Annotated in this window: 10 protein-coding genes; 6 read left to right on the top strand and 4 right to left on the bottom strand. The window is 32.0% G+C overall.

Annotated features, from left to right (window positions below; all coding sequences use genetic code 11):
* Window positions 1–383 precede the first annotated feature (383 nt).
* The 4 genes from ACW5YJ_RS12645 to ACW5YJ_RS12630 form a co-directional block, all read right to left on the bottom strand.
* Entirely contained in the window at window positions 384–1892 is a 1509-nt protein-coding gene (locus ACW5YJ_RS12645) for a peptide MFS transporter (RefSeq protein WP_135092197.1), read from the bottom strand.
* A gap of 499 nt (window positions 1893–2391) precedes the next feature.
* A complete protein-coding gene (locus ACW5YJ_RS12640) occupies window positions 2392–3906 on the bottom strand; it encodes a peptide MFS transporter (RefSeq protein ID WP_017722529.1) in 1515 nt (504 codons plus the stop codon).
* A 184-nt stretch (window positions 3907–4090) separates the two neighbouring features.
* The gene (queF, locus tag ACW5YJ_RS12635; RefSeq protein WP_017722528.1) at window positions 4091–4591 is read right to left on the bottom strand and encodes a preQ(1) synthase; all 501 of its coding nucleotides are present in this window, start codon (window positions 4589–4591) and stop codon (window positions 4091–4093) included.
* A gap of 20 nt (window positions 4592–4611) precedes the next feature.
* Entirely contained in the window at window positions 4612–5493 is an 882-nt protein-coding gene (locus ACW5YJ_RS12630) for a DMT family transporter (RefSeq protein ID WP_017722527.1), read from the bottom strand.
* A 723-nt stretch (window positions 5494–6216) separates the two neighbouring features.
* Between ACW5YJ_RS12630 and nrdI the strand changes: the two genes are divergently transcribed.
* From nrdI to ACW5YJ_RS12600, 6 genes are all read left to right on the top strand, one after another.
* A complete protein-coding gene (gene nrdI, locus ACW5YJ_RS12625) occupies window positions 6217–6615 on the top strand; it encodes a class Ib ribonucleoside-diphosphate reductase assembly flavoprotein NrdI (protein WP_017722526.1) in 399 nt (132 codons plus the stop codon).
* On the top strand, window positions 6578–8683 hold the full coding sequence (gene nrdE, locus ACW5YJ_RS12620) for a class 1b ribonucleoside-diphosphate reductase subunit alpha (protein WP_426432557.1): 2106 nt from the start codon (window positions 6578–6580) through the stop codon (window positions 8681–8683). Before nrdI ends, nrdE begins: the two co-directional genes overlap by 38 nt.
* A gap of 115 nt (window positions 8684–8798) precedes the next feature.
* Window positions 8799–9767, top strand: a complete 969-nt coding sequence (nrdF, locus tag ACW5YJ_RS12615; protein WP_017722524.1) for a class 1b ribonucleoside-diphosphate reductase subunit beta — start codon at window positions 8799–8801, stop codon at window positions 9765–9767.
* A gap of 385 nt (window positions 9768–10152) precedes the next feature.
* Entirely contained in the window at window positions 10153–11121 is a 969-nt protein-coding gene (locus tag ACW5YJ_RS12610) for an ABC transporter permease (protein ID WP_107551313.1), read from the top strand.
* Window positions 11111–12070, top strand: a complete 960-nt coding sequence (locus ACW5YJ_RS12605; RefSeq protein WP_017722522.1) for an iron chelate uptake ABC transporter family permease subunit — start codon at window positions 11111–11113, stop codon at window positions 12068–12070. Before ACW5YJ_RS12610 ends, ACW5YJ_RS12605 begins: the two co-directional genes overlap by 11 nt.
* Window positions 12067–12867, top strand: a complete 801-nt coding sequence (locus ACW5YJ_RS12600) for an iron ABC transporter ATP-binding protein (protein WP_107551312.1) — start codon at window positions 12067–12069, stop codon at window positions 12865–12867. Before ACW5YJ_RS12605 ends, ACW5YJ_RS12600 begins: the two co-directional genes overlap by 4 nt.
* Window positions 12868–12891: the final 24 nt, after the last annotated feature.

The raw sequence follows: 12891 nt of genomic DNA, 5'->3' as shown, positions 1-12891 counted from the left end.
AATTTGATATTGGTTTATGTTAGGAAAATGAGAGCTGGTATGTATTTTGTTACTATAGAGTAGTAAAAAATAACCCAAACGCTTAACCAAGCGTTTGGGTTTATTTCAGACTTTTGACTTTGTTGGTAGATTTTTGTGCATGAATTCCGTGGGAACTGCCTCAGCCTGTAACCTTTGGCTAGTACTATTTCCACAGGAGTCGTCGGTCCAAAGCACTATTAATTTTACACTGAAAACATTATAATATATCAATTAAATAGTTTGGTGGTTGTTATATTGAATATATCAATTGATAAAAGACCACTGTTATTTTGAAAAAATTATACGAACATAAATAAACCCTAGGCACTATCACCTGAGGTTTATTTATGTTCGAATTGAAATTATTTAATGCCTCTCATGCCTTTAACAATTTTTGGTACAAAAGCAAGGACAATAAGACTTACGATAATTGCGATAACACCTAAGAATAAGAAATAGTTTTTATAGCCTAGTGGTTCGATTAAATGAACCAGTGTACCATTAATAGCTTGTGCACATGCATTTGTTAATAACCATAAACTCATCATTTGTGTGTTAAACGCTTTTGGAGCTAATTTAACAGCGGCACTATTACCAGTTGGTGATAAGCATAGTTCGCCAATTACACAGATAATATATGAAAGGATAACCCAGTTAACACTTAACATTGAACCATCTGCGGAGTGCCCAATTAAACCTATCATGATATATGAAGCACCAGCTAACAATGCACCTAAAACAAATTTTGTCGCTATGCTTGGTTGGCGTCGAGCCATTTTTGCCCATATGATTGAAACAACTGGAGCTAATAATACGATAAACAATGGATTAATAGATTGGAAAAGTGTTGGACCAAAATCAGTCTTCCATCCAAAAATATTTAATTTCATATCACTGCTTTCAAAGGCGAATAAGTTAAGTACATTTGCCCCTTGTTCTTGAATAGACCAGAATAAAACACCTAAAACAAACAATGGTATAAAAGCAATAACACGTGAACGTTCATCGTCTGTTACTTCTTTGCTGCGTATCATTATTGTAAAGTAAATAATAGGTAATGCTATACCGAGTACTAAAACAGTTGTACTTACAATGCTAAATGAAAGTGTACCTGTTAAACCAGTAATAATTAACACAGCGGCAATAATTAGCGTTATAACCGCAAATATTAAACCGTATTTTTTCTTTTCTTGTTGATTTAATGGATTAGTAGGTTTTGTACCAACATCGCCAATATTTTTCTTGTTGAAAATCATGTACCAAATTAAACCAAGTGCCATACCAATGGCTGCAATTAAGAAGCCGGCATGGAAATTCCCACTATTTACAAATTGATTTAAAATTAATGGTGAAAGTAATCCACCTAAGTTTACTGACATATAGAAAATAACAAAACCTGCATCTATGCGTGTGTCATTCTCTGGATATAATCTACCAACAATATTTGAAATACTTGGTTTCATTAAACCTGAACCAATTATAATGAAAAACATTGAGATAAATAGTCCGATAACATCTAATGGTAAACTTAAGAAAATATGACCAATAATAATTAATACGCCACCATAAAACGTGGCTTTACGTGTGCCGGTAATTCTATCTGAAATCCAACCTCCAAGCACTGAAGTCATATAAATTAATGCACCATACACAGCCATAACTGATTGTGCAGTGCTTTTATCCATACCAAGGCCACCGTCTTTGATAGCGAAATACATATAGAAGATTAATAATGCACGCATACCATAGTAGCTGAATCTTTCCCAAAATTCTACGAAAAATAAAACACCGAGTCCTTTAGGGTGACCAAAAAAACCTTTTTGAGGAATTGATTCGACTGTTGGATCTTGTGATGTATACTTATCTTGCATAAAACATTCCCGTCCTTCCTTACTCCCAATAAAAATGTATAAAAAAGATTTTACGCTTAATTAAATTTAATTGCAATAATATTCTCAAAATAGCAATATTGTGAATATTCTGATAAATTATAGTTAATATATCGTTATATTTATATTCCGGTAAATATAAAATACAGTGTTCACAGAATGGGTAAAATTGGTAATGTTTGCAATGGATTATAGTTAAGAATAGTATGGTCATGTTAAAAGGGGGTAGCGTTGAGGTGAGAAGTAATTCAGTTAAAGGGTATATGTGTAAGGATCACCGATGTGTTAGTGGAATAAAGATATAAGGTAGGGATATTTTTAAAACAAGTACTTTTGAAGGTAGTCAGAATTAAGAGTAAGATAAAACAGCCCAAGACAATATTGTCTTGGGCTGTTAATCAAGTTAAGGATAGATGAAGGAAGCGAAATTATACCGTATATTTTAAATTATTTCTCCTAGTCATCTGTCCAATTAATTTAATTAATAAACGCCTTTCATCGCGCGTTTAACTTTTGGTGAAATGAGTAATAATAACACACCGATTACTACTGCAACAAGACCTGAATACATAAAGTAATCACTTTGATTCATCCTAGTATAGACAACAACGAGTTGTGCGTTGAGTCCTTGTGCAGTTGCGTTACTAAGCATCCATAAGCTCATCATACGTGCTGTGAATGTAATAGGAGCTAATTTTGTAGTTGTTGATAAACCAACAGGTGAGATACAAAGTTCACCAATTGTTATCAATAAGAAACTTAGTACAAGCCATAATGGGTTAATTAATTCATTCCCTGTAGCTAACGGAATAATCATTACTAAATATGATAAACCGGCAATAATTGCACCAAATGCAAATTTGTATACAGTAGGCGGGTTGTGTTTGCCCAATTTCATCCATAACGTTGCAAATACCGGTGCTAAAACAACTATGAATATAGGATTTAATGATTGCGCCCAAGCTGCTGGGATTGTAAAGTCAAATAACCCATTGGTAAGCACTGACATCTCTAATTGTGTTTTTTTATCTGCAAAAGTTGCTAAAATAGTTGATCCTTGTTCTTGAATCATCCAAAAAGCTACAGACGTTATGTACAGTGGTACGTAACTATATACACGTGAACGCTCATCTTTAGTTACATCTTTACTTACAATCATGTTAATAAAGATGTAGATAGGTAATACGATACCTAAAATAGTAATTAAGAAACTGAAGTTCTCAAGCGTCAGTGCATTGAATAAATGTAAAACTAATAAATAAATTAAGAATAATAAGATGAAACCACCAGATATAAAACCGAATTTCTTAAGTTCTGGTCTTGTTAATGGATTTGGGACATTGCGTCCAGCAAAACCTAAGTTTTTCTTACGTTTAATCGCATAGACAACTAAACCACAGAACATACCGATTGCAGCAGCTAAGAAACCTGCGTGGAAACTAATTCTAGTTTGTAAGAAACCAGTTAATAACGGTGCAAGTAAACTACCTAAGTTTATTCCCATATAGAATAATGTGAATGCAGAGTCTCGGCGTACATCATTACGATCGTATAATTCACCAACTGTAGTTGAGATATTTGGTTTTAACAAACCAGTCCCTGCAATGATGACGGCTAATGCAATCATGACTAATGTTAAATTATTTGGTAATGATAGCAATAAATGACCAAGCATGATGAGGATACCACCATAGAAGACGGCATTTTGAGTGCCGGTAATCCTATCAGCAATCCAACCACCAATCACGCCCGACATGTAGATTAAGGTACCGTATATTGCAACGATTTGCATCGCGACGGCTTGGCTTAACCCGAAACCACCTTCGGCTACACTATAGTATAAGTAAAAGATTAAAATGGCTTTCATACCATAGTAACTGAATCTCTCCCAAAATTCAGTGAAGAAAAGTGTACTTAGTCCTTTTGGATGTCCGAAGAAACCTTTGTTTGGAATACTTTTCATTATTTCTTCGTGTGTGTAATCAATCTTTTTCATAAATTCCCTCCCCTTAAACGGTTGGATTTATTCTATACTGATTTTACAAAAATAACAAGTGTATATATGAAAAGTACAAAATTTAATGAATAATCAGTTAATTGATGATGGAAAAGTATAAAAAAATAAACTATCAAAGATATAATGTAGTCAAATTTCTTTGATAGTTTATAGGAATAGAGTATTAACGGTTATCTATTTTTTCAGGATATAAATCGTGATTCATTAAACGATGTTCTGCCATCTTTTCATATTTAGAATCTGGGCGACCATAATTCGTATAAGGATCAATTGAAATACCACCACGAGGCGTAAATTTGCCCCAAACTTCGATATAGTGAGGGTCCATTAATTCAATTAAGTCATTCATAATGATATTCATACAATCTTCATGGAAGTCACCGTGATTTCTAAAACTAAATAAGTAAAGTTTTAATGATTTTGACTCAACCATTTTTATATTTGGTATATAAGAAATATAAATTGTCGCAAAATCAGGTTGACCCGTAATTGGACAAAGTGATGTAAATTCTGGACAATTAAATTTTACAAAGTAGTCACGCCCGGGATGTTTGTTATCAAATGATTCTAAGACTGCTGGGTCATAGTCGAATTCATATTTATTATTTTGATTGCCGAGTAAAGTAATATCCTGTAAATCTTCTGTTTTACGTCCTTCGCTCATAATTGAAAACTCCTTTAAATTTATGGTTTTTGTTCTGACTTTTGAATTGTAGTAGGTTGTCTTCTTGCTTTTTCAAACATATAGTAACTAGACCCAATGATAATCATATAGCCAAGCACTGCATAAAAGTCTGGTGATTCACCAAATAAGATAAAGCCAAATAAAGCGGTAAAGATAATAGATGCGTAAGTAAAGATAGAAATATCTTTAGCGGGTGCATAGCTATAAGCAAGCGTAATACCGATTTGACCTGCGGCAGCTGATAGACCAGCACCGATTAAATACCATACCTGAGTCATCGTCATTGGCTCAAATGTAAATATAGTAAATGGTATCAGAACTATAATGGAAAAGAATGAAAAATAGAATACAATTGTATAGGGAGCTTCACGTGTACTAAGTGCCCTGACACAAGTGTAAGCACTTGCTGCAAATATACCTGATAATAACCCTGCTATAGCTGGAAACATAGATGAAGAAAATTCTGGTTTCACCACAAATAACATCCCTGCTATAGCTACGATCATAGCTATAAATTGATAATTACGAACCTTTTCATTTAAAAATATTAAACTAAGTAAGATAGTCCAAAATGGATTTAACTTCATTAAAGTATCAGCATCGCTTAGAATCATATGGTCTATTGCATAAATATTTAGTAAAACACCAATCAAACCTAATGTTGAACGTGAAATTAACAGGGGTTGACTGCTGAGTTTACCAAATAGGGGTTGTTTATATTTGAAAATAAAATACATAGGTATAAACATTGCTACTAAATTTCGAGCAAGTGACTTTTGGTAGACTGGTAAGTCACCAGCTAGTCTGAAGAAAACAGACATAAAGCTAAAACCAACTGCTGAAATAAGTATGGCAATGATACCCTTAACTTTAGGATTCATATGTATCGCCTCAATTGTTAGTTTTTAACGTATATATATTAGCATATATTTCTAGAATATGTATATATCCTTGAAAGTTTGATGAAACTATATTATGATTATAAAAAGCGAACAAACGTTCTGTAATCAGGTGTGGTAATTTACAATTTATCTAAATAGAATTTATAGTTTGTGTGATATGTGTTGTGGACAATGTGAAGGGGTTTAATAGCTAAACCACGCTAAATCAAGCGTTACAAGCTTTTCAAAAAAAGCAAATGAAAAAACCTTAAATTCAGAAAAAATTTTTTTTGTGATCAAAAATAGCAGTTTAAAGTTGAATTGGTGCCATTTACCTCTGCTCTTCAATATTTTGTCAAAAACAAAGGCCTTTAAATAAGGTTCTGAATTATGTATAATGAAACACATAATATAGTATTGATGATCAGAACGAAACACAATATATTGTGTTTTATATGCAGGGTCACTTTATTTATAATAAACCAAATTTTAAGTAAAATAACACTATTAAGAGCGTTTAATAATGACAAATCAAGCATAAATACTTAATTAATGATTTTTTACATACCAACATATAGATAACAAGCTTACTATATATAGTGGTTAACTCCAAAAAGTTAATACTAGTTATCATTCTTTAAGTACGAAGTGAAATAGTTCGATTTTATAATTGTGATTTTTCATTAATAAAATATTAGTTAAATTAAGAAAGAAGGTGGTCCAATGAAGGTTGTCTATTTTTCATTTTCTGGCAATGTACGCAGATTCATCAAAAAAACTGAGCTTACGAATGTGATGGAAATTACACAAAGTAATTGTTCTGAGAAAATTGAAGAACCATTCATATTGGTCACTGGAACGATAGGATTTGGCGAAGTACCACAACCAGTTCAGTCATTTTTAGATGTAAATAAAAATTTATTAAAAGGCGTTGCAGCGAGCGGAAATCGCAATTGGGGTCAAAACTTTGCGAAAGCTGGACGGTCTATCTCAGAAAAATATCAAGTTCCTTTATTAATGAAATTTGAAGTACAAGGAACACAAAATGATATTAGCGAATTTAAAGATAAGGTGGGGCATTTCAATGAAGATTATGGACGAGAAGAAATACAATCATATTGAGTTAAATAACGAGGTTACTAAACGTAAAGATAATGGCTTTTTCAATTTAGAAAAAGACCAAGAAGCATTAGCAGTATATTTAGAGGAAATAGAAGACAAGACTATATACTTTGATACTGAAATCGAACGCCTTCACTATCTCGTTGATAATGATTTCTATTTTGACTTATTTGCAAAATACTCAGAAGCAGATTTGATAGAAATAACAGATTACGCTAAAAGTATTCCTTTTAAATTTGCGAGTTACATGTCTGCAAGTAAGTTTTTCAAAGATTATGCTTTAAAAACAAACGATAAAAGTCAATATTTAGAAGATTATAAGCAACACGTAGCAATCGTTGCATTATATCTAGCAAATGGTCATAAAGCGACAGCTAAACAATTTATTTCAGCAATGGTTGAACAACGTTACCAACCGGCAACACCTACATTTTTAAATGCTGGTCGTGCTCGTCGTGGTGAACTTGTATCTTGTTTCTTACTTGAAACAGATGACAGCTTGAATTCAATTAATTTCATTGATTCAACAGCTAAACAGTTAAGTAAAATTGGCGGCGGTGTTGCTATTAATTTATCTAAATTGCGCGCACGTGGTGAAGCGATTAAAGGTATAAAAGGCGTTGCCAAAGGCGTACTTCCAGTTGCAAAATCACTTGAAGGTGGCTTTAGCTATGCAGATCAACTTGGACAACGTCCTGGCGCAGGTGCAGTTTATTTAAATATTTTCCACTATGATGTTGAAGAGTTTTTAGATACGAAAAAAGTAAACGCTGATGAAGATTTACGTTTGTCTACAATTTCAACAGGATTAATTGTGCCATCTAAGTTTTTTGATCTTGCAAAAGAAGGCAAAGATTTCCATATGTTTGCGCCTCATACAATTTATAAAGAATACGGTGTCACTTTAGATGATATTAACTTAGATGAATATTACGATGAACTTGTTGCTAACCCAAATGTTGATAAAAAGAAAAAAGATGCACGTGAAATGCTGAATATGATTGCACAAACACAATTACAATCAGGTTATCCATATTTAATGTTTAAAGATAATGCAAACAAAGTGCATGCTAACTCTGACATTGGACAAATTAAAATGAGTAACTTATGTACTGAAATTTTCCAATTACAAGAGACTTCTATTATCAATGATTATGGCACTGAAGATGAAATTAAACGTGACATCTCATGTAATTTAGGTTCATTAAATATCGTTAATGTGATGGAATCAGGTAAATTCAAAGACTCAGTACACACTGGTATGGATGCTTTAACGGTTGTTAGTGATGAAGCGGATATTCAGAATGCACCTGGCGTTAGAAAAGCTAATAGGGAGTTACATTCAGTAGGATTAGGTGTAATGAATCTACATGGCTACTTAGCTAAAAATAAAATTGGTTATGAATCTGAAGAAGCGAAAGATTTCGCAAACATTTTCTTTATGATGATGAACTATTATTCCATTGAACGTTCAATGGAAATTGCTAAAGAAAGACAAGAAGTATATAAAGACTTCGAAAAATCTGATTACGCAAACGGTAAGTACTTTGAATTCTATACAACTCAAACTTTTGAAGCGAAATATGAAAAAGTTCGTAAATTATTTGATGGTTTTGATGTTCCAACAGCTGAAGATTGGAAAGCTTTACAAAAAGAAGTGGAAGCACATGGTCTATTCCATGCATATCGTTTAGCAATTGCACCTACACAAAGTATTTCATATGTACAAAATGCAACTAGTTCAGTTATGCCAATTGTTGACCAAATTGAACGCCGTACTTATGGTAACGCAGAAACATTCTATCCAATGCCATTCTTATCACCAGAGACAATGTGGTACTATAAGTCTGCATTTAATACAGATCAAATGAAATTAATAGATTTAATCTCAACTATTCAAACTCACGTGGATCAAGGTATTTCTACAATTTTATATGTAAATTCTGAAATTTCTACACGTGAACTATCTAGACTTTATGTTTATGCACATCATAAAGGATTAAAATCTTTATATTACACTAGAAATAAATTATTGAGTGTTGAAGAATGTACAAGTTGTTCAATATAATTTAGCAATAAGAGCCAAGTTAAGTGATTATATAGAACAGTCTAGTCTAAGAATTAGATTAGGCTGTAAATCACTGCTTTAATTAAATTTTTACTAGATAGGGGACATTATCTAAATGAAAGCAGTTAATTGGAATACACAAGAAGACATGACTAATATGTTTTGGCGACAAAATATTTCACAAATGTGGGTAGAAACAGAATTTAAAGTATCTAAAGATATTGCAAGCTGGAAGACATTATCTGAACCTGAAAAAGAAGCATTTAAAAAAGCTTTAGCAGGATTAACAGGCTTAGATACTCATCAAGCAGACGATGGTATGCCGCTTATCATGCTACATACGACAGATTTACGCAAGAAAGCCGTTTATTCATTTATGGCGATGATGGAACAAATCCACGCTAAAAGTTATTCGCATATTTTTACTACATTACTACCTTCTAGTGAAACAAACTATTTATTAGACAAATGGGTTATTGAAGAACCGCATTTGAAATATAAATCAGATAAAATTATTGATAATTATCATAAATTATGGGGTAAAGAAGCTTCAATTTATGATCAATATATGGCGCGCGTATCAAGCGTATTCTTAGAAACATTTTTATTCTACTCTGGTTTCTATTACCCATTATATCTTGCAGGACAAGGTAAAATGACTACATCTGGAGAAATCATCCGTAAAATATTATTGGATGAATCTATTCATGGCGTATTTACTGGTATGGATGCACAAAGTTTACGCAATGAACTTTCAGAAAGTGAAAAACAACAAGCAGATCAAGAAATGTATAAATTATTAGAAGATTTATATAGAAATGAAGTTGCTTATACGCATTCACTTTATGATGCTATTGGTCTATCTGAAGATGTACTTAACTATGTTAGATATAATGGCAACAAAGCTTTGTCTAACTTAGGATTCGATCCATATTTCGAAGAACGTGAATTTAATCCAATCATTGAAAATGCTTTAGACACTACTACTAAAAACCATGACTTCTTCTCTGTAAAAGGTGATGGCTACACATTAGCTTTAAACGTTGAAGCGTTAAAAGACGAAGATTTTGTTTTCGAAGACTAAGCCAAAGTATAAATATAAGAACAGTCTAGTGTGTTAATGATTATTATAAAACTAATTAGCCTTCTAAAAGTTTAACTTTTAGAAGGCTTATTTTATATGGTGTTAGTAGTTAGTTTTAATCCATCAAATATTTCAACAAGAAATCGATAGAAAAACTGTTCAACTAAATAGTTAAACAAGTATTAACAATATAACTAATAAATAGTGAATTTAATATTTTTGTATATAGTTTACAATTAAATAATTCTATTTAAATCACTGATTACTATTGAATTTACGTTTAAAAATGGTAAAATTTTATTATAACCACTGATAATGATTATCATAACCATTGGTTAACATCATGAATAATTCACAATTATGAAAGGATTAGAGGTACATCATTATGAAATTCTTATTAAATGGTATAGTTTTAGCTATCATTTTATTATTACTTACTATCCTTTCTCTTTTTATAGGTGTGAGTAAGGTTTCTATTACTGATATTTTCACACTTTCTAAAGAGCAAATGAATATTATTGTCTCAAGTAGAATTCCAAGAACTGTCAGTATATTAATATCAGGTAGTACGCTAGCACTTGCTGGCTTGATTATGCAACAAATGATGCAAAATAAATTTGTAAGTCCGACTACAGCTGGAACTATGGAATGGGCGAAACTAGGTATCTTAATATCAATGATATTTTTTCCTCAAGAAAATATCATGATTAAATTAGTTTTTGCAGTAGTCTTGAGTATTGCGGGCACTTTTTTATTTGTAAAATTAGTTCAATATATTCGATTTACCGATGTTATTTTTATTCCACTTTTAGGAATCATGCTCGGTGGTATTGTTTCGAGTTTTGCAACTTTTATAGCACTTAGAACGAATACAGTTCAAAGTATCGGTAACTGGTTAAATGGCAATTTTGCGATTATTACGAGTGGAAGATACGAAATTTTATATTTAAGTATTCCGTTACTAATATTTACATATATTTTTGCGAATCATTTTACAATCGCAGGAATGGGGAAAGATTTCAGTAATAATTTAGGTGTTAACTATGAAAGAATTATTAACATTGGATTATTTATTACAGCAACGATTACAGCTTTAGTTGTTGTGACTGTAGGAACATTACCTTTCTTGGGGCTTATTGTCCCAAACATTGTCTCGATCTTTAGAGGAGACCATTTGAAAAATGCTTTACCGCATACAGCGATGTTAGGTGCTATTTTTGTTATGTTTTCAGACATTGTCGGCAGACTGATTGTTTATCCATATGAGATTAATATCGGTTTAACAATTGGTGTCTTTGGCACTATTATTTTCTTAATCTTGCTAATGAAAGGAAGACATAACTATGCAAATTAGCGCTAAAACAAAAATGTACATCTTAATTGCATGTACAGTCATAGTAGCAGCGATTTACCTTGTAATAGGTATTGATTTTGAAATATTCCAATATCAATTTACTAGTCGCTTGAGAAAGCTCATACTTATGGTTTTAGTAGGTGGTGCAATAGCATCATCTGTAGTTATTTTCCAAGCAATTACGACCAATAGGTTACTAACACCTTCTATTATGGGATTAGATGCAATTTATATGTTTGTAAAAGTTCTTATTGTATTTGTATTCGGTGTACAATCAGTATTTGTTACAGACATATACTTAAGCTTTTTAATTTCTTTAATAGTTATGATTGGGTTTTCTTTATTACTATTCCAAGGTATTTTTAGAATTGGCGATGTATCAGTGTATTTTATATTACTGGTTGGTATCATTTTAGGAACTTTTTTTAGAAGTATTACAGGTTTTTTAGAATTAATTATAAATCCAGAAGATTTCTTAGCAGTCCAAAGTGCAATGTTTGCAAACTTTGATGCTTCTAACAGTAAGCTTGTAACCCTATGTGGCATTATACTTATTATTCTTATCCTAATTACGATTTATGCAATACCGTATTTAGATGTACTGTTATTAGGTCGAGACCAAGCGATTAACTTAGGTATATCATATAAAACTTTAACACGATTATTATTAATTCTAGTGTCTGTATTGGTATCAATTTCAACAGCTTTAGTTGGCCCTATCACATTCTTAGGATTACTAACAGTCAATTTAGCACATGAATTAATGAAAACATATCAACATAAGTATATTTTGCCAGCAACGATTTGTATTAGTTGGTTAAGTTTAATTTTAGCGCAAGCAATCGTTGAAAATTTCTTTGAAGCAACTACACAAGTTAGCATAATCATCGATTTAGTGGGTGGAAGTTACTTCATTTATCTGTTAATAAAAAGGAGACATGCGCATTGATCAAAGTTCAAGGCCTTAATAAGACGATACAAGATAAAGCGATTTTGCAGAATATAAACGTTGAAATCAACAAAGGGAAGTTGACAACCATGATAGGTCCAAATGGTGCAGGGAAGAGTACACTCCTGTCAACTATAACAAGGTTGATAGATTTTGAAACAGGTACGATTGAAATTGAAGGAAAATTAATTACAGACTATAAAAGTAATGATTTAGCTAAAAAATTAGCAATTTTAAAACAATCTAATCATACAGAATTAAATATCACTGTTGAAGAACTTGTGGAATTTGGACGTTTTCCACATTCAAAAGGTCGATTAAAGCAAGAAGATAGAGATCAAGTTGAATATGCATTAGATCTATTACAATTAAATGAAATAAGAGATCGTTATTTAAAAACACTTTCTGGAGGCCAACGTCAACGAGCTTATGTAGCCATGACGATTGCTCAAGATACGGAATACATATTATTAGATGAGCCATTGAATAATCTTGATATGAAACATTCGGTTCAGATTATGCAAACACTGCGTAGGCTCGCACAAGACTTGAACAAAACGATAGTCGTTGTGATTCATGATATTAACTTTGCATCTTGCTATTCGGACGACATCATTGCATTAAAAGATGGTCAACTTGTAAAGGCAAGTACGAAAAATGATGTTATACAAACAGATGTGTTAAAAACATTATATGATATGGATGTCAGAATTGAAGAAATTCGTGGACAACGTATATGTGTTTATTACGATGAGTTAACAGCCCATCAAGATTTAGTATTGGCACATTCAATGTAATTAATAGTGACTTTGAGGGGAGTG

The sequence above is a fragment of the Staphylococcus sp. mip270_02 genome, from assembly GCF_054031535.1.
Note: the sequence above shows the minus strand (reverse complement) of the source record. Positions and strands in the feature narration are given on the sequence as shown.

Excerpts from the sequence above, each read along its gene's own strand:
- ACW5YJ_RS12645 (WP_135092197.1), bottom strand. The coding sequence starts at position 1,892 with ATGCAAGATAAGTATACATCACAAGATCCAACAGTCGAATCAATTCCT.
- ACW5YJ_RS12640 (WP_017722529.1), bottom strand. The coding sequence starts at position 3,906 with ATGAAAAAGATTGATTACACACACGAAGAAATAATGAAAAGTATTCCA.
- queF (WP_017722528.1), bottom strand. The coding sequence starts at position 4,591 with ATGAGCGAAGGACGTAAAACAGAAGATTTACAGGATATTACTTTACTC.
- ACW5YJ_RS12630 (WP_017722527.1), bottom strand. The coding sequence starts at position 5,493 with ATGAATCCTAAAGTTAAGGGTATCATTGCCATACTTATTTCAGCAGTT.
- nrdI (WP_017722526.1), top strand. The coding sequence starts at position 6,217 with ATGAAGGTTGTCTATTTTTCATTTTCTGGCAATGTACGCAGATTCATC.
- nrdE (WP_426432557.1), top strand. The coding sequence starts at position 6,578 with ATGAAGATTATGGACGAGAAGAAATACAATCATATTGAGTTAAATAAC.
- nrdF (WP_017722524.1), top strand. The coding sequence starts at position 8,799 with ATGAAAGCAGTTAATTGGAATACACAAGAAGACATGACTAATATGTTT.
- ACW5YJ_RS12610 (WP_107551313.1), top strand. The coding sequence starts at position 10,153 with ATGAAATTCTTATTAAATGGTATAGTTTTAGCTATCATTTTATTATTA.
- ACW5YJ_RS12605 (WP_017722522.1), top strand. The coding sequence starts at position 11,111 with ATGCAAATTAGCGCTAAAACAAAAATGTACATCTTAATTGCATGTACA.